The organism is Photorhabdus sp. RM96S, assembly GCF_042879335.1.
Taxonomy (GTDB): Bacteria; Pseudomonadota; Gammaproteobacteria; order Enterobacterales; family Enterobacteriaceae; genus Photorhabdus; species Photorhabdus kayaii.
In genome coordinates this window covers 1-23466 of sequence record NZ_JBHFKT010000009.1, presented here as the reverse complement: position 1 = coordinate 23466, position 23466 = coordinate 1, and the positions used below count along the sequence as shown (strand labels likewise).

The window sequence follows — 23466 nt, the reverse complement described above, 5'->3', positions numbered from 1 at the left end:
TCTATTATGTATCACGTTATTGCCGCAACCACCAACCCTGCAAAAATTAAAGCCATTAGTCTCGCCTTTGATGATGTTTTTGGGCCAGGTACTTATCGGATCGAAGATATCAATGTAGACAGTAGCGTCCCACAACAACCTATTGGTAACACAGAAACCCGTACTGGTGCCCGTCAGCGTGTCATGGCGGCCAGACAAGTTCGCCCTGAGGCAGACTTTTGGGTAGGTGTGGAAGCGGGTATTGAAGACGATATGACATTTGCCTGGATGGTTGTGGAATATCAGCAAATTCGCGGAGAATCTCGTTCAGCCAGTCTGATGCTACCAGAAAAAATTCTTGATGGTATCCGCGAAGGTCGGGAATTAGGCCATGAAATGGCTTACCTTACAGGTATTGATAACATCAAGCAGAAAGAGGGTGCAATTGGCTTTTTTACTGATGGCATCCTGACTCGTACCAGCGTGTACCACCAAGCTCTGATATTGGCTTTAGTGCCCGTACATCATGAAATGTATAAAGAGCTGAATGCCCGTTAAACAAACATTCCGCCTAGGCCGCAATTGGCGGCCTGCTATTTCAGTAATTGCTGTTCCAACCAAGCCTTAACATCGTTTGAGGCAAATTTCAGGCTATTAGAGCCGCGCGTAATCGTCGCAATACCCACTCCAAGTTCATTTTTCAGCTCACGCTGGCTCATTTTTCCACTCATCAACTCCTTGATAATGCGTACCCTGGTAGCCAGTGCTGTCCGTTCATCTGGTGTCAATAATAACTGCAAAATCGGATGCTGTAGATTTTCAGCAAAAGCCTGTTGGAGTAATGTCACGAAACATTGCCAATCTTCATGATCTTGCGGCGAAAGTGCCGGATCTGTCAGATAATTCGTCGTCATAATCAATCAGCCATCATACTATTTAACTAGTACAGCAGCATAACATAGTTTGCTATAAATCAATAACGCCTTTGCCATTCCGCGTTAGTCAGCACATTTGATGCTTTGCCCATGAAATGACTATAGAAAACATCATAAACCAAAACATTTTTGACATAATTGCGGGTTTCAGAAAATGGAATGCTTTCAATAAAGGCTATCGCATCGAGTCGCCCACCACTGTCAGATAACCAGCGATCTACCCGAGTTGGTCCGGCATTATAGCCAGCACTGGCAAGTATCCGATTATTTCCAAAACGCTGATAAACCGATTCGAGATAAGCAGTACCAATTTCGATATTCGTCAGCGGGTTTATAAGTTGGCTACTGTTCATATATCCTTGGATTCCATTTTTCTTAACCGTATCCTCTGCCGTTTCTGGCATTACCTGCATCAACCCAATTGCCCCAACTGGCGAATTAGCTTGCGGATTCCAGGCACTTTCCTGGCGGGCTATCGCCATTGCATAGCTTTGAGAAATTCCTTTATTTGCAGTGAAGTGACTAAATTCCCGCAGCCATGCTAATGGAAAACGCTCTTCAAGGTAGTCCCACATTTTTCCGGTTATTGTCGCCTGTACACTAAGCGCTGCCCATTTTTGATTGAAAGCATAACGCGCCAGTTGCTGTTGTTTTAATTTAGCCTGGCTGGCGACCAGATAGCTCCACTCTACGCGAGCAAGATTATCCATTTGCCAATATATCAATTCTCTGACTCTCTGCACTTCAGGTATTGAAGCAATGGCAGCATCTGGCTTTTTTGCGATACTTATCGTCAGCGGATAGTTGACATTCAGTTTTTGCGCAGCAGCCATTGGATAAAAACCACGGCCTTCTGTCAGCTTACGCAGTATCGCTTCACCTTCACTTTTATTACCCTGTGCCAATAGAATGTTGGCTCGCCAATAACGCCATTCCTCTTTGCCTTGGTCCTCTAACGGCAGCAATTTTATCCATTGAGCCAAACCACGTTTATCTGCATGACCCAATGCCAACCGAACACGACGCTCAAGCAATGCAACAGATTGACTACTGCGGATCGCATCATCACGCCACTTTTCTTGTTCATCGCTCACATCCCCCATTAACTGCCAGGCAACAATATCTTTCAACCGCTGACGTTCACTTGCATTCATCTTTTGCACTCTGACAATTGATGGGATGATCGCTCTTGCCTGCTCCGGATCTTGACGAGCGAAACGCGAGAAAGCCGCTAAAGTAGCTACACGGATAAAATCAGTCGGCCCGGTATGATTAGCAAAATCCGCCACGGTAGCCGGATCATTCTGCAACTTAATCAGATCTTCACTGATACTTTTGTATCCCAGTGGCAATTGTTTAGCGAGGTAACTGACCAGTGACGTATTCCCCGCTTTTAACGCGAGACTAATACGCTGTAATATCAGTTTCACTGATAAATGACCCGTTTGCTGCCAAACATCAAATAATTTATCGCAACTGGCGGGTAAAGAACGCCCATTCAACCAAATTTCTTTTGCTCCCTGCCAGGCAACCTGTTCCTCACCTGTAAACCATTTAGCAAAATAGTAATGACAGCGAGCTGTAATAGATTTCGGTGCTGTAGGAGTGAATGCCAGTATCCCGCGCCACTCTTCGCGGCGTGCAAGCTCATTGATAAAACGGGATGATAAAGAACGTGTAGGGGGCAAATTAGGGTAACGATCAATAAAATCACGGACCTGCGTTGGTGTGACAAGTGCCAAATCCTGAGTCAGCTCCCGGTATTCCAGATAAGGATAAAGAGGATAGTTTTTCAATGTCGGCATCAGCCTCGCGATTTCATCCCTATCACTGACATTCCACGCTTGCTTAATCTGCTGATATCTCTGCCGCTGATTTTCCAGAGAATCAGCATTTGCTGCTACAGAGATAAAAATCAACCCTATAGCCATCGCAAGGTATTGCCACTTAGCCATTATCACGTTCCTCCGGGAGATAAAATCAAACAGGTTAATATTACGAATGCATAAACACCATAATAATATAATCACCACCGCTTACCACATAAATTTACCATAAAATGAGATATATAATCATATATTTATAATAGGTTAGTTTTTTATATAATAAATTAATTCGCTTTAACAAACTCAACCTAGGATCATTTTATTCGAGCAATTGGGTTATAGAGTTTATTGACTTAAATCGGGTAAACTGTGATAAATCGCGCTCAAACGAGCATAAATAACCTAACTTGATATAATCAAATACCAACACGCCCTGTTCATGCGACTGGCTTCGCAAAACAGGCACTATAACAATCAGAGATAGCGAGGCTTATAGCAACGTGGCTCAATATGTCTACACCATGCATCGGGTCGGTAAAATTGTTCCCCCGAAACGTCATATCCTGAAAAATATCTCCTTAAGTTTCTTTCCGGGAGCAAAAATTGGTGTTCTTGGCCTTAATGGCGCCGGTAAATCGACCTTACTGCGTATTATGGCTGGCATCGATAAAGACATCGAAGGAGAAGCTCGCCCACAATCAGGAATTAAAATTGGCTATCTACCGCAGGAACCTAAATTAAATCTTGAGTACACTGTCCGCGAAGCAGTGGAAGAAGCGGTTAGCGAGGTAAAACATGCGCTGACCCGGTTGGATGAAGTCTATGCAGCCTATGCTGATCCTGACGCCGATTTTGACAAACTGGCTAAAGAACAAGGTGAGCTGGAAGCGATTATTCAGTCCCACGACGGCCATAACCTTGATAACCAGCTTGAACGCGCCGCTGATGCCCTGCGTCTGCCACCGTGGGAGGCAAAAATCGAGCATCTATCTGGAGGGGAACGCCGCCGTGTGGCAATTTGCCGCTTACTGCTGGAAAAACCCGACATGCTGCTACTGGACGAACCCACTAACCACCTTGACGCCGAATCTGTCGCATGGCTGGAACGCTTCCTGCACGATTACGAAGGTACCGTTGTTGCAATTACCCACGACCGTTACTTCCTTGATAACGTTGCCGGCTGGATTCTGGAACTTGATCGTGGTGAAGGTATTCCATGGGAAGGTAACTACTCTTCATGGCTGGAACAGAAAGATGCTCGTCTGGCTCAAGAAGCCGCAACAGAAGCCGCACGCCGTAAATCCATTGAGAAAGAGCTGGAATGGGTTCGCCAAAATCCGAAAGGCCGTCAGGCAAAAGGTAAAGCACGTCTGGCCCGTTTTGAAGAATTAAATAGCGTTGAATACCAGAAACGTAACGAAACCAGCGAACTGTTCATTCCACCTGGACCACGCCTGGGCGACAAAGTTCTGGAAGTGGAAAATCTAACCAAATCCTATGGCGACCGGGTTCTGATTGATAATCTGAACTTCTCTCTGCCCAAAGGGGCGATTGTTGGGATTATCGGGCCTAACGGTGCAGGTAAATCTACTCTGTTCCGTATGATCTCCAACCAGGAACAACCTGATTCCGGCACCATCACGTTAGGTGAAACCGTCAAACTCGCTTCTGTCGATCAGTTCCGTGACAACATGGATGATAAGAAAACCGTTTGGGAAGAGATCTCCGGCGGCCAGGATATCATGCGTATCGGTAACTTTGAGCTACCAAGTCGCGCCTATGTTGGCCGTTTTAACTTCAAAGGTGTTGATCAAGGCAAACGTGTCGGTGAATTGTCTGGTGGTGAAAGAGGACGGCTACATTTGGCTAAACTGCTGCAAGTCGGCGGTAACATGCTATTGCTCGATGAACCAACCAACGATCTGGACATTGAAACTTTGCGCGCACTGGAAAACGCCTTGCTGGAGTTCCCAGGTTGTGCAATGGTTATTTCCCATGATCGTTGGTTCCTTGATCGTATCGCAACCCACATCATTGATTATCAAGATGAAGGTAAAGTCACTTTCTTTGAAGGTAACTTTAGTGAATACGAAGACTATAAGAAGCGGACTCTCGGAGCAGAAGCACTGGAACCGCATCGCATTAAATATAAGAAAATCAGCAAATAATCATATTGAAAATGGCCTGGCAACAGGCCGTTTTCCACTCAATTATTTAGATATAAACTCATAGTCTTATTCATTATGCTATGTGTAAGATAAGTATCATGGATAATCTTTCCTTCTTTCAAAGTAATAATACGATCTGCATGTTTAATAAGCCTATTATCCTGTGAAGCCACAACAACTGTACCTCTTTGGTTATGAGCAATAAAACTTAAGATATCAATAGCTGTTTGGCAGTCATAATTATTAAGATGACGGGTTGGCTCGTCAGCAAACAAATACCGAGGGCTTTTCACAATGGCGCCAGCTATTGCCATCCGTTGTTTTTCATTATCACGTAATTCCTTGGGATATATATCTTTCTTGTGTTTCAGGCCAACAATATTGAGTGCCTTAGTTGCCCTGACTATTGCTTCCTGATGAGAGATCGTGATTCCACAAGAGAGAGATAATAGCAAATTATCCAAGACCGTAAGTTCATTAGATAAATTAATTCTTTGAAAGATAAAACCACAATTTATCAAATGGAATCTATCTAACTCGAAGTTATTCATCCTCCCCAATTCATTATCAGCAATTAATATTTTTCCTCCGTCGAGAGGCAATAACCCAGAAATCATTGCCAGCAAAGTACTTTTTCCTGAACAAAGATCCCCATTAATCAAAGTAAATTCACCTGGAAAAATAGAAAGAGTGATGTCTGAAATCATTTTCTGGTTAGCTTTACTTTTCGAAAAACCATATGAAATATCAATGGCTTCAATCGTAGCGATTTGATTCAAATTCATTATCTCAGCATAATTAATAGTGTAAGAAATCTGGCATTATCAGTAACTCTTACAGCCAGAGCAATCCGTAAAAATACAGATATTCATCATTATAAGATTACACAAACGAGGGAAAATCATATAAGAAATATCTCAATTGAAAGTATATCAATATTTCTACCAGTGACTATTTCAAATGACTATCTGTATGCTAAAATCAAAATTTTACTAAACAAGATCAACCCATTCCTATCAACCATTCATTAGCAACAGGCCATTATTTTGTTTGTACAAATAAAAAAATAACATCAGACAAATAATTTTTTATAGATAAAAACACCTTAACATCATAACATCATGTTAAAATTAATATTTAATTACCATAATAACAATGATACTTCTAACATTAAATTATTAATAGAAAAATCAACCTTCTCCTTATTCTCCAACCAATCAAAAATACAAAAAATTTTATTTAAAAATCAACTGGGAAGTATTTAATTATTAATCTTGTTTTTATTCAAGAAATAAATAATCAATAGAAGTATCAAAAATATTAATAGCTGTTATATATTTTATTACTTACAGGAAACAAAAATATCCAGCCACAATGCATATTGTGATTAGATATATATTTACTAATTTATCATATAAAATATTATATAAAAATCTAATAATATACCTTATGGATTTCAAAATGTATCGCGACGGCAAGGGAGCGAATCCCCGGGAGCATAGATAACTATGTGACCGGGGTGAGTGAGTGCAGCCAACAAAGAGGCAACTTGAAAGATAACGGGTATAAACGATTCAACTGACGTATCATTTAGGATTAGCCGCTAAAAGTTGCTGAATAAGTTCAATACAACGTAGGAAACGCTGATCATAATCGGGTGAATCCACATTGACATATTCAATATTATTACTTTTCAGCATATCCTCCAGCAGTTGCTGGAACTCTTTACGATCCTGCTCGCTGCCAAGGCTACGCAAACCGTCAGCAACCCAAGGAGTGTTGTTTTCCAGTAGAATGACCAAATCAAATCGATATTCATCAATTAATGCCTGAACAAACGGGTGTTCACGTCCTTCATATCGCTTACAGAAGGCTTGGGTAGTGACAAAATCGGTATCTATAAATGTCACCTTATTCGCATATTTTACGGCAAAATCAATATATTGGGCTTGTCCCAATGCAATCTTGTCATAGTCCGAATATTGTAGCGCCATCTCATCTCCCCCCAGATGAGAAAAAACATAATCACGACCATATTCCCAAGCACTTGTCGTATTAAAAATATTTGCCAATTTGTTAACTAACGTAGATTTACCACTGGACTCTCCACCAAGAATCGCTACGGTACGAACAAAGAAAGGTTTCACTTCCGTAGGAATATATTCCCAATGACGGAATGGGTCTTGGCGAATATGCCGACCACTGATTTTCATAAACGAACGTTGTGGATCGATAAGAATTGTCTCAATTCCTAAATGTTCTTTATATCGGGGAGAATCCTGAGTTTCGCTGGAATATATATAAGTTGGATTGATGCCTTTTTTTGACATAAAGGCTTTCATGCCGTCACTCCACACATCCCAACCATGTGGATAGGGCTCAATTCCCTGTTCATCAAAAGAGTGAATATGAATATTTTTCTGATATTTAAATGTTTGAAGCAACCAGCGCAGACGATCACTCACCGTAGGTTGCTGAGACATGGAACTGCTCATAAACAGCTCCCGATCTCTCGGCTCATCATGGCAAAGGATAATATGCAACTCATCCACCTGACTACAGGCCCGTTGAATCAGATAGATATGCCCAGTATGCAATGGATAGAATTTGCCAAATACCACTCCAACAGTTTTATTTTGCACAGGATATTGCAACCTCAGATAGTGATGAAGAGCAGCCAGTTTTTGGGCACTGGGACTTTTAATTTTGTCATTAATTAATTGGCTGAGATAACCTTTGGTCATACCACTTGCATCGGCAACCTGCTGCAACGTATGACCTGTCTGTTTAATCGCTTCTTTAAGGTAGTCAAATTGCCCCATATCTCCTCCCTGTTTAACCAAAATCTTCCATAACAGATAACGCATCCGCCAACTTTTTCACACCAAAAACTTCCATTCCTGGCTGTACTTTTTTCGGCATATTGGCATAAGGCACTATCGCCCGTTTAAAACCATGTTTAGCGGCTTCGGATATGCGCTCCTGTCCACTGGGCACAGGACGGATTTCCCCTGCTAGCCCCACCTCTCCAAATACAACCAAATCACGGGGTAACGGCCGATCCCGAAAACTGGAGACTAAAGAGAGCAGTAAAGCGAGATCCGCGCTGGTTTCCGCAACTTTAACGCCACCCACAACATTCACAAACACATCCTGATCGGACATTTGCAAACCACCATGGCGATGAAGGACAGCCAACAGAATAGCTAACCGGTTTTGCTCCAAACCCACAGCCACCCGCCGTGGATTGGTCATCATAGAATGATCCACCAGCGCTTGAATCTCCACCAACAGAGGACGAGTCCCTTCCCACACCACCATGACAGAACTGCCAGCGGTAACTTCATCACCACGGCTCAGGAAAATCGCTGATGGGTTACTAACCTCACGCAATCCTTGTTCTGTCATGGCGAATACACCAAGCTCATTAACGGCCCCAAACCGATTTTTATGACTGCGTAAAGTGCGAAAGCGGGAATCTGCTTCACCATCAAGCATCACTGAACAGTCAATACAGTGTTCCAACACCTTCGGACCCGCCAACGAGCCATCTTTGGTCACATGACCAACCATAACAATGGCAACACCACGAGTCTTAGCAAACCGAGTAAGATAAGCGGCAGTCTCTCTGACCTGAGCGACACTCCCCGGCGAAGATTGAATATCCGCCATATGCATCACTTGAATGGAGTCAATCACCATCAACTTTGGCTGCTCCTGCTCCGCAATCAGACAAATTTGTTCAATACTGGTTTCTGACAACATATTCAGATTATCAGCCGGCAATCCCAACCGGTGCGCACGCATTGCCACCTGCTGTAACGACTCTTCCCCAGTGACATATAAAGTTTTCATCTGTGCAGACAACTGACACATCGTCTGCAACAATAAGGTACTTTTCCCTGCTCCCGGATTACCGCCAATCAGAATCGCGCTACCGGGAACAACACCACCGCCAAGCACCCGATCGAACTCTTTAAATCCCGTAGAAAAACGAGGAAGTTCTTCCAGACTGATCTCTGATAATTTCTGAACCCTGCTGACACCAGCATCTCCCGCATAACCACTGAACCGCTCATTACGGGAGGAAGGTGCTGCGGCTAAGCGCACCTCCGTAATGGTATTCCAAGCATGACACGCACTACATTGCCCCTGCCAGCGCGGATAATCCGCCCCACATTCATTACAGACAAATGCCCGCTTTGCTGCTTTCGCCACTCTGTACTCCTAAAGGGTATATTAACGCTCTTCGTGTTTAAGACCGCCACTTAACACACACAATACTCCCATGAGATCAGCATGACGGATGGTCACTTTCGACTGTGCATAAACTTTCGGCTTAGCGTGGTAAGCAATACCTAACCCTGCTTTGCGGATCATCTTCAAGTCATTAGCGCCGTCACCAATCGCGACAGTTTGCTCCAATGAGATATCCAGTTTTTTTGCCAGTTTCACCAATGTGGCAGCTTTATATTTAGCATCAACAACGGGTCCTATAACCTTACCTGTCAACTTACTATTTTTTACTTCTAACTGATTGGCTACCGCAGCCACCAAACGTAAATTCTGGCGCAAATGGTCAGCAAAATAGGTAAAACCCCCCGATGCGATTGCCACATGCCAATCAAAGGATTGTAACTTACGCACCAGACTGGTCAGCCCCGGCATAAGTGGTAAATTTTCTACAACCTGTCGCAGAATATCAGCATCAGCCCCTGCCAACTGGGCAACTCGCTCCCGCAGACTATCAGAAAAATCCAGCTCTCCTTGCATTGCCCGCTCGGTAATTTCGGCTACTCTGTCACCTACGCCAGCCAAACGGGCAATTTCATCAATACATTCAATTTGAATTGCTGTTGAATCCATATCCATCACCAGCAAACCTGGGGACCGCAACCGTGGGATCTGCCCCAAAGGAACCACATCTAACCGACACTCATCAGCCAGCCGTTTAATACGAGCAGTCAAATTTCCGGCAATACGTACTACCTGATAATCATCAATACGCCATGAAGAAACGATGACAATAGCAGCACCAAGCCGATGTTGAAAATTACTAATACGTTGTTTATCCAGGCCACGGCCATATATCAACCAACCACTGTCACCCGCTCGGTAATCCAACGGCATAACTTCTTCACCACTTAACGAAAGTGGTAATCCCGGCCACTTATGGACCTCTTCCGGCAAATAGTGATAAGCCAGGTTATTAGACATTAATCCCTACTCCTGTAATCCCACATGATTTGACAGCAAAAAATTGTGCTTCAAACTATCCTCTCTGTACTGCATCTGGCAACATTGCGTTGACCAAAGCTTGGAAGAGATAACGATGATCAAAGCTAAATTAAAATTCCGACTGCATAAAACAGCTATTATCTTGATTTGCATTGCTTTATTAGTATTTCTAATGCAGGGTGTTTCTTATTTTAGCCGTTCTCACCAACAAGCCCAGATGGATCAATTTGAGGAATTGGCAAAAACCTTGGCAAAACAAGTCGCATTCAGCTTATCTGATTATATGGAGAGTGGCAGCAAAGATCTTAATAATGAGCGGATACTGGCTAATTTGCATCATCTGACGACAAACAGTCGCATACTTGATGCCAGTGTTTATCTTAATAATGGGACTCAGATTGCTCATAGCGGGGAGAACGTTTCGGTGCGGGATCGTCTATCTTTGGATGGTAAAAAAGCGGGCAGCTACTTTAACTACCAGATAGTCGTCCCCATCCCAGGAAAAGATGAGCCCAAAGGCTTTCTGCGTCTGACGCTAGATACCCACAAATTGGCAACCGAGTCCAAGCAGGTGGATAACACGACTAACTTACTCCGGATCATGATCTTACTCGCTTTAGCAATTGGTTTTATTCTGGCACATAACCTATTGCAATTAACGCCAAGTCGATGGCAACAATCGCCTTATTTACTGACAGCTAACAGTAAATCAAGTGCAAATGAAGAAGAAGAGAAATAAGATGAAAATTTCTTACTAAATCATTTTGATATTTAAACTAATAGAGGCGGTTATTTCTACCATCCCATTATCTCAGTCACTTCGTAGATGGAATTAGGGCATGGCTCGTAACATTTAATTGTTGCTAGAGCCTCCTTTGCCAAGAAATTTCATAGCCGAATAAACACGCTGTAACTAATAAAAAATCATCAATCTTAACTGAAAGAAACAAGCTCTCCCATTATATAATAACCAAAGTAATAGTTTATTTAGTTACTTTAACTTAAATTACATAATAATATTCTCAGTGACATATATCACATATTTATCAATATATAGAATTAAATTAGAGCATTTGGCAACGCCCACATAACCAATTAATTAATAAAGCATTTTTTATTATCGCTCATTTTATAACAAAACCATATCCAATTGTTTTTATTGATAATTTATAACAATCCGTATTTCTCAATTATAGCATTAAGTAATATTTACATATTGATTATTAAGTCAAATTCATGACTAATAGCGCCCCAAAAATTATATGAAGCGTGCGGGATGCCAAAGAATAATGAAAAAAAAGATTATTATTTTTACTAGTTTTCTTATTGTTACTACCGATGTTAAAGCCGCCGAAATTTCAGATCAGCAACTCATTCATCAACAAGAACGACAGAAAGCACTGGAAGCCCAATTAACACCACCACCGGCGGATATTCGTCTGTCTGTTCCTGAAACAGCAGTACCTTCTAAATTTCCTGACGATACGCCCTGCTTTCCCATTACGCATGTCGTTCTTGAAGGCACGGAACATTTTCCTCACTGGTTACCTTTAAAACGTTTAGCCCAACAGGGAGAAAACCAATGTCTGGGTACCCAGGGGATTAATATATTAATGACTCGGATACAAAACCGGTTAATTAATCATGGCTATGTCACTAGCAGAGTATTAGCTCCCAGTCAGGATCTTAATTCCAAGACATTAAAACTCATGATCATACCGGGCAAAATTGGGCATATTCGCTATACCGCTGAAAGTGGCAATTATATTCAACGGATAACCACATTTCCTCCCCGCGAAGGAGAGCTGCTTGACTTACGGGATATTGAGCAGGGATTAGAAAATTTACAACGTTTTCCTACCGTTCAAGCTGACATGGAAATTGTACCGAATGAACAATTAGGAGAAAGCGATATCGTGCTGAACTGGCGTCAGTCAAGACATTGGCGACTCGCTAGCTATCTGGACGATTCAGGTTCTAAAACTACCGGACGTTACCAAGGCGGATTAACTTTATATCTGGATAATCCTCTTGCGTTGAGTGATCTATTTTATATCTCCGGTGGACGCGATATTTACTCTCCTTCTGGTCGCAGCAGCAAAAACTACACCATCCACTACTCCCTACCAGTGGGATACTGGATGGCAGGCATCACTGCCAGTAATTACGATTACAACCAAAAAGTAGCCAGGCCAAATAGAGACGACAAATACAGTGGCGAAAGCAAAAACCTGAATGTCCAACTCAGCCGGATCTTGCATCGTAACGCTAGTCAAAAAACCTCGGTTAACGGCGAAATTTATCGTCGCACATCCAAAAGTTTCATTAATGACCTGGCAATCGGCGTACAGCACCGGGAAACGGCTGGCTGGAAATTGGGATTATCTCATCGTCACTATATCGGTAGTGCGACCTTGGATACCGGAGTGACCTACCAACAGGGAACACGCTGGTTTGGAGCTCAACCCGCACCAGAAGAAGTCCGTGGTGAAGCCACTGCCTTACTTAAAACAACCCAGTTTTCTGCGGCACTATCGGCACCATTTACCCTATTTTCTCAGCCATTCATCTACAAAACCCAGTACCTGCGCCAAATAAGCGCCAGAACGTTGACGCCACAGGATCAATTTTCAATTGGCAACCGCTGGACCGTACGCGGATTTGACGGCGAACGCACGCTAAATGGAGATCATGGTTGGTACAGCCGTAACGAACTGGAATGGCAAACGCCACTGAATGGTCAATCCCTATATATGGGCGTGGATTATGGCGAAATCGGTGGGCCGGGAAATGAGCAACGTCTGGGAAAACATCTGGCGGGCGGCGTTCTAGGTTATCGCGGCACTCTTAAAGGCGTGAGCTATGACCTGTTTGCCGGTATCCCGCTATCCAAACCGGATGGCTTTCAAACCTCATCAGTCACAACTGGATTCAGTGTGTACTGGCAGTACTAACTCAAAATAACAACGCAGCCAAAGTTATCGCAGATAAAAAGTGTTAGTGGAGAAAAACAATGAACAAGCATCTGTATCGTATTATCTTTAACAAAGCCCGGAACATGTTGATGGTCGTGGCCGATATTGCAACTTCCGGGCAAGGTAGTACGGTACGCCGCCGCAGTCGTCGGCAATTACCACAATGCCTTTGCCGGTTAACAGCGTTACGACTGAGTTTGTTATTGGCAACCGGCTGCATCTCCCTAACAGCGCAGGCCAATATTGTGGCCGACGGACAAGCACCGGGTCATCAGCAACCGACTATCCTGAACAGTGCAAACGGTACGCCACAAATCGATATTCAGACCCCTAACGCCGCGGGTATCTCGCGTAATACCTACAGCCAATTTGATATCGATAAACGAGGCGTCATCCTTAACAACAGTCACAATGCTGTCCAAACTCAACTGGGCGGTATGGTGGCAGGAAATCCTTGGCTTGCCAAAGCGGAAGCCAAAATCATTCTCAATGAAGTGAACAGCATTAACGCCAGTAAACTTAATGGCTGGATAGAAGTCGCCGGACAAAAAGCCGACGTTATTATTGCCAACCCGGCGGGCATCACCTGCAACGGTTGTGGATTCATTAACGCCTATCGCGCAACACTCACCACAGGACAGGCCATGATGGAACAAGGCCGACTGAAAGGCTTTGATATTGAGCGGGGAGAAGTGCGCATTGAAGAGCTAGGAATAGACAGTTCACAACAAAATTATACCGCAATTATTGCCCGCTCGGTGGTAATCAACGGCAAACTGCACGCGAAAGATCTAAAAATCACAACCGGACGTAATATCGTTGATGCTGCTCACCAGAACATTAAGAAAAAATCTGCTGACGGCAGCAAGAATCTATCATTTACGCTGGACGTAGCCGCACTCGGTGGCATGTACGCCAATAAAATCGTGCTGGTGGGTACCGAATTTGGTGTAGGGGTACGTAACGTCGGCCACATCGGAGCAATCGCTGGTGAAGTCCGCCTCACGGTTGATGGACGGATTGAGAACAGTGGCACAATTGCCGCGCGAAGTCATACCACAATCAAAGCGGAGTCGATACAGAGTGCCAAAGGCAGTATTCTGGCCGCCGGAATTGATGATAAAGGGAAAGCCACGCTGCCCGGATCGCTGACACTGACCGCCAAACAGCAAATTCAGGCCAATGGACAAAACTTGGCGACCAATACTCTGGAAGTACAGAGTAAAAAGATTGATCTTAGCGGCAGCCAAACTTCTGCCAACAACATTCAACTCACTGCCAGTCAGCAAGAGATTAGCACCGCCAACGCTACAGTCACCGCTGACCGTTTTACAGCTAAAACACCAGGTCAATTTAACAATGACGGCGGCACACTGGTAGCACGAGAAATCAACTTAACGACGCCAGACTTATCCAACAAGCAGGGGAAAATTAATCAAACCGGCAACAGCGAGCTGGTACTGAACACCCAAACACTGAGTAACCACAGCGGAATCATTCTCAATGAAGGGAAACGGCTGGCTATCACCACAGGAAATCTGGACAACCGTCATGGAAAAATCGCCAATAATGGAGATGACCTGAACCTAACCGTCCACAAGGAGGCGAACAACACGGAAGGGGGGATAATTCAACTCGCCGGCAAAGGTAAACTGTCACTCAACACCCATCAATGGATAGGTGACAGCGGAGAACTGCTCTCCAATGGTAAACTGGATATACAAGCCCACAACCTGCAACTGAACAAAAAAGCAGTCACTACCGCCGACAAAATTACAATAAAAACAGATACATTAAGCCATCAGAGTGGAGTAATGCAGCAACAGAGTAAGGACAAAATGTCCCTTACTGCCAAGACGCTGAATAACCAAAATGGCGAGATTCAAAGTAATGGCAACCTGAAAATCGATGCCACCACCTTAGATAACAGCAAAGGCAAAATCGCTGCAACCGGTGGCAGCACAGAACTGATCATTGGGAAAAACATTGAAAACGTTGACGGACGAATCGAAGCCAAAACGACGCTCACCACAAAAAGTCAGGCGTTGAATAACCATCAAGGATCATTACTGGCTCAACAGATAGACAGCCAAACCAAAGGGCATAAATTCACCAACACCGCGGGACAAGTTATTGCCCAAGAAAAACTCACCCTAAACAGCGGTGAACTGGATAACACGTCTGGTTTGTTACAATCTGGCAATGACATGATAGTCAATACTCATGGACAGAAACTGACTAACACTAAAAATGGTGACGAAAAAGAGATCAAAAAAGGCACCATATTAAGCAACGGCAATCTGGAACTCCGTACAGGAGATATCAACAACACCGCCGGCATTATCTCTGCTAAAGGAAAAACCACCCTTAACGCCGGTAACGTTGACAATACCGACGGCCAACTCTTATCACAACAGATGGCGGAACTGACCACACAGGCATTAAATAACACTCGTGGACAGATCCAATCAGAGTCAAGCCTGTTGCTGGATACCCAAAACCAAGCCCTGACCAATACCGACAGTGGCAAAACTGGCGGTATTATTGCTAAAGACTCATTACGTATTTCCAGTGGTAAACTGACTAATAACTCGGGCGCTATCCTTGGTCATGGCATTCACATCAACACCCATGAACAACGGCTAAGCAACCAAAAAGGCACCATAGAGAGCAAGAAAAATCTGCAACTTGACAGTGGAGAACTCGACAGTACCAGTGGACAAATAAAATCTGATGGCAACATGACATTAGACACCCACGGGAAAAAGCTCACCACCGCAAAAAGCAGCGACACTGGTGGCGTGGCCAGTAAGGGAATACTCACCTTAAAGACAGGCGAGATAGACAACCACGATGGCACCATCACTGGAACAGGGACGACAACGATAACGGGTGGAGAACTCCACAACCAACGAGGAAAACTTGTCAGCAAAACCAGCTCCCTGACATTAACGGTAAACAACACTGACAACAGCGGTGGACTACTGCAATCTGCGGGTGATCTGACACTGGATACGCAAGGTAGGCTGCTAACCAACACCAACAGCGGCAAAGACCGGGGCATAATCAGCATAGGCAACATGAAGCTGACAACCCAAGGCGTTAACAACGATGCGGGCCTAATCCATGCGGGTAAAAACCTGATCCTTGACGGGCAAAAAGGAACCATAACCAACCGCAATAGCCAGCCTCATCAGGGTATCCGTAGCTCAGGAGACTTGACGCTGACTGCAAGTGGTATTGATAACCATCAAGGATCTGTAGAAGCGGATAAACAACTCACCGTGACATCCGGGACCGTTGACAATACCGGTGGCCTGTTGAAATCCGGCACAATCCTGTCGCTCAACATCCAAGGCCAAAAGCTGATTAACGCACAGAGCGAAGAAAAACGCGGTATCCGCAGCGGCAGTGATCTGACACTGGAAGCCGGTGAAATTGATAACACCGCTGGCGTGATAGATTCACAAGGTGAAACCACGCTGACTAGCCAAAACCTCAACAACACCAGTGGTAAAATCCTCTCGCGGAAAAAAGCCAATCTGACAACACAAGCAGTCAACAACCAAAGTGGACAGATACAATCCGCAACCCGTCTGAAATTAGATACACAACAGCATGAACTCACTAACACCGATAGCGGTAAAAACGGCGGAATCATCGCGGAAGATGCCTTGGAACTGACTACCGGTAAACTGATCAATGACCGCGGATCTATCCGTGGCGGTGAAACCCACATTAACACCCATCAGCAAGCGCTAAACAATGTGGCTGGCACCATAGTCAGTAAGAAAAATCTAAAACTCGATAGCGGAGAACTTAACAGTACCGGCGGGAGAATAGAGTCCACCGGCGATATGACGCTGACCACTGGCGATATTGACAACCAAGACGGTGTGATTATTGGTACAGGAACAACAACCGTAACCGGCGGTGAACTAAAAAACCAAGGCGGAACCCTCGCCAGTGAAACCAACACACTCACATTGACCGTGAAAAAAACCGACAACAGTGGCGGCCTGTTGAAATCTGCGGGTGATCTGACACTCGATACACAAGGTAAGCTACTGACTAACCTCAACAGTGGCAAAACCGGGGGCATAATCGGTGCAGGCAATGTCAAGCTGACGGCTCAAGGCATCAATAATGAAGCTGGCTGGATCCATGCGGATAAAAACCTGACTCTAGATGGACAACAAGGCAAAATAACCAACCGCAACAGCCAACCTGAACAGGGGATCTCAAGCCTGGGAGAGTTGACAATAACCGCAGGCACCATCGATAACCAACAGGGAAGAGTTATCGCCGATAAGCAGCTCAACGTGACATCAACAGGTACCGTTGATAATACCAGCGGTAAAATGCTCAGCCAGCATCAACAACTGGCACTGAATACCGGCGAACTGAATAACACAAGTGGTCTGCTGCAATCCAACACCACCCTTTCACTCAACACCCACGGCCAAAAGCTGACTAATACGCAAAGTGGGGATGACCTCGGCATACTCAGCGGCAGTGATCTGACACTGGACGCCGGTGAAATTGATAACACCGCTGGCGTGATAGATTCACAAGGTGAAATCACGCTGACTAGCCAAAACCTCAACAATACCGACGGTAAAATCCTCTCGCGGAAAAAAGCCGATCTGACAACACAAGCGGTCAACAACCAAAGTGGACAGATACAATCCGCAACCCGTCTGAAATTAGATACACAACAGCATGAACTCACTAACACCGATAGCGGTAAAAACGGCGGAATCATCGCGGAAGATGCCTTGGAACTGACTACCGGTAAACTGATCAATGACCGCGGATCTATCCGTGGCGGTGAAACCCACATTAACACCCATCAGCAAGCGCTAAACAATGTGGCTGGCACCATAACCAGTAAGAAAAATTTAAAGCTCGATAGCGGCGAGTTAGACAGTACTGGCGGGAGAATAGAATCTACCGGTGATGGTGATATCACACTGGACACACATGGAAAAAAACTGACCACCGCCAAAAGCGGCAAAACCGGTGGCGTTATCAGTACAGGAACATTGATGCTGACCACTGGTGAAATCGACAACCAAGATGGTTTTATCAAAGGTAGAGGAACAACCACCGTTAACTCTGGTGAACTTAAAAACCAAGGCGGAACTCTCTCCAGTGAAACCAGCACACTCACATTGACCGTGAAAAAAACCGACAACAGCGGCGGCCTGTTGAAATCCAAGGGTGATCTGACACTCGATACACAAGGTGAGCTACTGACTAACCTCAACAGTGGCAAAACCGGGGGCATAATCGGTACAGGCAATGTCAAGCTGACGGCTCAAGGCATCAATAATGAAGCTGGCTGGATCCACGCGGATAAAAACCTGACTCTAGATGGACAACAAGGCAAAATAACCAACCGCAACAGCCAACCTGAACAGGGGATCTCAAGCCTGGGAGAGTTGACAATAACCGCAGGCACCATCGATAACCAACAGGGAAGAGTTATCGCCGATAAGCAGCTCAACGTGACATCAACAGGTACCGTTGATAATACCAGCGGTAAAATGCTCAGCCAGCATCAACAACTGGCACTGAATACCGGCGAACTGAATAACACAAGTGGTCTGCTGCAATCCAACACCACCCTTTCACTCAACACTCACGGTCAGAAACTGATTAACACTCAAAGCGGAGATAAACATGGCATACTCAGCGGCAGTAACCTGACACTGGAAGCCGGTGAAATTGATAACACCGCTGGCAAGATAGATTCACAAGGCGAAACCACGCTGACCAGCAAAAACCTCAACAATACCGACGGTAAAATCCTCTCGAAAGGAAAAGCCGATCTGACAACACAAGCAATCAACAACCAACGTGGGCTGATACAATCCTCAGCCAGTCTGAAATTAGATACACAACAGCAGAAACTGACGAATACCGATAGTGGAGAACTTAACGGAATCCTCGCACGGGATAGCCTAAAACTGATTACAGGTGAACTCATCAATGATCTCGGATATATCCGTGGCGATGAAACTCACATCAATTCTCATCAACAGACATTAAGCAATCTCACTGGCACTATAGTCAGTAAGAAAAACCTACAACTCGATAGCGGCAAGTTAGACAGTACCGGTGGACTAATAAAGTCTGGCGGCAACATGACGCTAGATACTCACGGAGAAAAACTGACCAACGCCAAAAGCGGCGATAACCGTGGCGTTATCAGTAAAGGGACAATGATCCTCACTACCGGTGAAATCGACAATCAGGATGGTGCGATCATCGGTACAGGAACAACGACAGTTACTAGTGGTGAACTGAAAAACCAAGGCGGAACACTCACCAGCGAAAAAGATGCGCTGACATTATCGGTGAACCAAACTGACAATAGCGGCGGCTTGTTGCAATCCGCAGATAAGCTGACTCTCAATACGCACGGCCATTCCCTGACGAATAAAAACAGTGGTGATAAGGGTGGCATTCGCAGCCAAGGCGACATATTAATTACCAGTGGTGATTTACATAAGACACAAACGGGCAGCTACTGAACAACCAGCATGGCCGTATTATTGGCGATGACAACACCACCGTGACCAGTGGCAAACTGAATAACCAACACGGACACATTCAGGGCAAAAAACTCACCATCGACGCCGGGCAAGCCGATACGGATAACCAGGACGGTAAGCTATTGTCAACAGACACCATGAGCCTGAATACCCTACAACTCGACAACCGCCGCGGGCAGGTCAACGCCGTAGGTGACACGACGATTAACGCGCGAAAACAAACGAACAACACTGGCGGTTTTATCCACAGTGACCAACAACTGACACTCAAAACAGCAGAACTCATTAACCGGGAGACTAATCACCCTGACCAGGGTACCGAAGCCCAAGACCTGATAATTGAAGCTCAACAGGTGGATAACACCCAGGGAACATTACAGGGAGTCAACCGCCTGCAAGCCATCATTAACCAGTCGCTGAAAAACGAACAAGGATTGGTTTCTGGTGGAAAACAACTCACCATCGAAGATAAAACCCAGAAACTGACGGTGAATAACCAACAAGGCACACTGATTGGAAGTGAAAAGGTCAATATTAAAGCCAATGCCTTGAGCGGTGACGGTCAAACCTTATCGCAGGGCGATATGGAAGTGAAATTAAAACAGGACTTCCACAACACTGGTAACATCGCCGCCGACGGTAAGCTGTCTCTGGAAACCGACAGCAACATTATCAATGACAGCACAATTAAAGCCGGGCAAACATTGCATCTGGGAGCCCAAAACCTCACCAATACCCAGACTGCGGAAATCAGTGCCAAGCAAACCGAAGTCAACGTCCGCAACACACTGACCAACACGGGGTTCATTGACGGCGAACTGACCCATCTCACCGCCAAAGTACTGGACAACACCGGAACCGGACGTATTTACGGTGACCAAATAGCCCTCAAGACTGGCACTCTCAATAACACAGCGAAAGATGGCAAAGCCGCTGTCATTGCCGCCCGAGACCAATTAGATATCGGTACCGGAACCCTCAACAACAGTGACCATGCCCTGATTTACAGCGTGGGTGACATGCGCATTGGTGGACAACTGGATGAGAACCTAACTGCTACTAGTCAGGCCGGGATGCTCGACAACGACGCGGCAACCATTGAGGCCGGTGGTAACTTAAGTATTGATGCCGCTATTATCAAAAATACCAACAAAGGTCTAGTCACCCAAGTCGTCGAAACAGAAAAATCCCAGCGCCATGAAGCGGTATTAAGCGGCCACACCACCCGCTATGACTGGTCACAAGTAGACACTTCTTACAGTAACAAATACGGAGTACACACCGCTGTTATGCCGGATGGTAGCAGTGATGATGAGTTTTACGAGTACCGATATACCCGTACCATCAATGAAACCCAGATAAAAGAGAATGAGCCGGGTAAAATCCTGTCCGGGGGTAATATGACCCTGAACAGCACAATGCTAACCAACAACGACAGTCAAATCGTGGCAGGCGGAACCCTGAGCGGTGATATTGACGAATTGCGCAATAACGCCACCAAAGGCGAACGTATCATCACGGATGAAGGTAGCGAAATCCGTTGGTATGCCAAAAAGAAAAAACGTCGATTCAGAGGAACCAAAACCTCCCAAGGAAAAGACTGGGACGACTATAACCCAGCACCGATAACCGAAACCATTGACCTGAAAGCCCTAGCCTGGCAGGGCAACACTCGTCCAAACTCTACCGGCATAACAATAGGTGACAGGCAGACAAGCCGTGTTCAAAGTGCGCCAACCGGGATTAATCTGACCCCAAGAATGGCGGAAGCCGGTGAAGTTACGTTCACAAATGCCACTATCAACACCATCACACTGCCGAACAGGGACATACTGATTGATCGTCCATTACTTTCTCCTACGAGCCAACAAACTGAGCAGGTATTACCATCCGGCACAGTAACACTACCGAACAGAGACGCACTGACTGAACACCCAATACTTTCTCCTACAGGCCAACAAACTGAGCAGATATTATCGTCCGGTACAGTGGCACTACCAAACAGAGACGCACTCACTGAACACCCGGTACTTCCCCCCGCTCAACAAACTGAACGGGTACTCCCCCCTGTGACGGTCACTCTACCCCATAGTGGTACATTAGATGAGCGCCCGCTGGTGTTACCAACAGGCCAACAATTTGAACTAACGCTACCGTCTGATAACGTTAAAGGCCAAAGCGTCGAACCCCTTATCCGTATCGTTGCTCCAGACACCCGCTTGCCGAACAACAGCCTGTTTGTCGTACAACCGAGCAGTGACAGCCATTATTTGGTGGAGACCGACCCTAAATTCACCCAATACAAAAAGTGGCTAGGCACGGATTACATGCAACAACAGTTAACCCACGACCCGGCATTGGCACACAAACGCCTGGGCGATGGGTTCTACGAACAGCGCTTGGTGCGTGATCAAATCACCCAACTGACCGGGCAGCGTTATCTGGCGGGCCACAACAACGATGAAACTCAGTTCAAAGCGCTCATGGAAGCCGGCGTTGCCTTCAGCAAACGGCAGCAACTTACCCCCGGTATTGCACTGAGCCCATCGCAGATGGCACTGCTCACCTCAGACATTATCTGGTTGACCAACCGGACCGTGACTCTGGCCGATGGCACAAAACAAACCGTGACCGTGCCACAAGTCTACGCTCGCGTGAATAAAGGCGACTTGACCGGTGACGGTGCCCTGCTCTCCGGTAAAAACGTGACAATAAATAGCCGAGGAGATATCACCAACAGCGGCGCCATCAGAGGACGTGAAATCACCCAACTGACAGCAAACAATCTAACCAACAGCGGCTTTATCCAAAGCGGTAAAGTGGATTTAACCGCTCGGCAGGACATCACCAACCTCGGCGGACAAATTCGGGGCCACGACCGCGTTTCCGCGCTGGCAAACCGGGATATCACCAGTGCCTCTACCCTGCGCGGAGAAGGTGCTGACCGCTGGCTGGATCGACCCGCGGGCATTTATGTCCAGAATGACAACGGCACTTTAGCGCTGAAAGCCCTCAACAACATCCGTCTCACGGCCAGTGAAGTAAATAACGCGGGCAAAGACGGCCAGACAGAGATAACCGCGGGCCTCGACCTGACTCTGGACACCCTGCGCACTCATCGCACAGAAAACAGTGACTGGGGGAGCGACAACTATCGCCATCTGACACAACAACGTGACGTCGGTAGCCAAATAACCACCGCCGGTAACCTGGCACTGCGAGCGGGCAATAACCTCAATGCTACTGCGGCTAACGTGAGCGCTGGTCAACAACTTACCGCTCAGGCCGGGAATAACATCACCCTAGATGCCGGTACCGCCTCATCAGACCTGGTAGAACACAGCAAGCAGACCAGTAAAGGCTTACTCTCCAAATCCTCCGTCGAAATCCACGATGAGGTGCATGAACGCCGGGCGCAGAGCACCACGCTCAGCGGCGACAGCGTAACCCTACAAACCGGGAATGACCTCAACATCATCGGCAGTAACGTGGCTGGCACTCAGGATGTTAATCTGGCCGCAGGCAATCAGCTCACCATCACCACCGCTGATGAAGCCCGTCATGAAACGCACTTCAAACAAGAGAAAAAATCCGGTCTGATGGGGACCGGCGGTATCGGCTTCACCATCGGCAAAGCCAGCCAAAAATCCACCACCGATATCGACAGTAACCTCAACAAAGGCAGCACGGTAGGCAGCAGCCAGGGCAGTGTGACATTCAGCGCCGGAAAACAGCTCAACCTTCACGGCAGTGATGTCGTGGCGGGCCGCGATACGCAACTTTCC

At 45.8% G+C, this 23466-nt stretch carries 12 protein-coding genes; 6 read left to right on the top strand and 6 right to left on the bottom strand.

What is annotated here, in order from left to right:
- Positions 1-6 precede the first annotated feature (6 nt).
- Positions 7-537, top strand: coding sequence for an inosine/xanthosine triphosphatase (gene yjjX, locus ACGF49_RS07430; protein ID WP_113041509.1), 531 nt, complete (start codon positions 7-9; stop codon positions 535-537).
- Between the two features lie 35 nt (positions 538-572).
- Here yjjX and trpR read toward each other — a convergent pair whose 3' ends face one another.
- Both trpR and sltY read right to left on the bottom strand, forming a co-directional pair.
- Positions 573-893 carry a trp operon repressor gene (gene trpR / locus ACGF49_RS07425; RefSeq protein ID WP_113041508.1) on the bottom strand — a complete coding sequence of 107 codons (321 nt, stop codon included), beginning with the start codon at positions 891-893 and terminating at the stop codon, positions 573-575.
- A 59-nt stretch (positions 894-952) separates the two neighbouring features.
- Complete coding sequence (gene sltY / locus ACGF49_RS07420; protein WP_271866121.1) at positions 953-2869, bottom strand: murein transglycosylase; 1917 nt, start codon at positions 2867-2869, stop codon at positions 953-955.
- 371 nt (positions 2870-3240) lie between these two features.
- On the opposite strand from sltY, the gene ettA reads away from it, so the two are divergent.
- Positions 3241-4908 (top strand): energy-dependent translational throttle protein EttA, encoded by a 1668-nt coding sequence (gene ettA / locus ACGF49_RS07415; RefSeq protein ID WP_271866120.1) that lies wholly within the window; start codon positions 3241-3243, stop codon positions 4906-4908.
- A 38-nt stretch (positions 4909-4946) separates the two neighbouring features.
- Here ettA and ACGF49_RS07410 read toward each other — a convergent pair whose 3' ends face one another.
- The 4 genes from ACGF49_RS07410 to serB form a co-directional block, all read right to left on the bottom strand.
- Positions 4947-5693, bottom strand: coding sequence for an ABC transporter ATP-binding protein (locus ACGF49_RS07410; protein WP_228902413.1), 747 nt, complete (start codon positions 5691-5693; stop codon positions 4947-4949).
- 801 nt (positions 5694-6494) lie between these two features.
- On the bottom strand, positions 6495-7730 hold the full coding sequence (nadR, locus tag ACGF49_RS07405) for a multifunctional transcriptional regulator/nicotinamide-nucleotide adenylyltransferase/ribosylnicotinamide kinase NadR (RefSeq protein WP_113041586.1): 1236 nt from the start codon (positions 7728-7730) through the stop codon (positions 6495-6497).
- A gap of 13 nt (positions 7731-7743) precedes the next feature.
- Positions 7744-9126: a DNA repair protein RadA gene (gene radA, locus ACGF49_RS07400; protein WP_113041504.1), complete on the bottom strand. Its 1383-nt coding sequence runs from the start codon at positions 9124-9126 to the stop codon at positions 7744-7746.
- A 21-nt stretch (positions 9127-9147) separates the two neighbouring features.
- On the bottom strand, positions 9148-10125 hold the full coding sequence (gene serB, locus ACGF49_RS07395) for a phosphoserine phosphatase (protein ID WP_113041503.1): 978 nt from the start codon (positions 10123-10125) through the stop codon (positions 9148-9150).
- Positions 10126-10240: 115 nt separating this feature from the next.
- Here serB and ACGF49_RS07390 point away from each other — a divergent pair, with 115 nt between their 5' ends.
- The 4 genes from ACGF49_RS07390 to ACGF49_RS07375 form a co-directional block, all read left to right on the top strand.
- The gene (locus ACGF49_RS07390; RefSeq protein ID WP_113041502.1) at positions 10241-10885 is read left to right on the top strand and encodes a YtjB family periplasmic protein; all 645 of its coding nucleotides are present in this window, start codon (positions 10241-10243) and stop codon (positions 10883-10885) included.
- Positions 10886-11435: 550 nt separating this feature from the next.
- Positions 11436-13100 (top strand): ShlB/FhaC/HecB family hemolysin secretion/activation protein, encoded by a 1665-nt coding sequence (locus ACGF49_RS07385; protein ID WP_271859224.1) that lies wholly within the window; start codon positions 11436-11438, stop codon positions 13098-13100.
- Between the two features lie 59 nt (positions 13101-13159).
- Positions 13160-19660 (top strand): filamentous hemagglutinin N-terminal domain-containing protein, encoded by a 6501-nt coding sequence (locus ACGF49_RS07380; protein WP_387490371.1) that lies wholly within the window; start codon positions 13160-13162, stop codon positions 19658-19660.
- 41 nt (positions 19661-19701) lie between these two features.
- Positions 19702-23466 (top strand): hemagglutinin repeat-containing protein (locus tag ACGF49_RS07375; RefSeq protein ID WP_387490369.1); only part of this gene is annotated, 3765 nt, incomplete at its 3' end.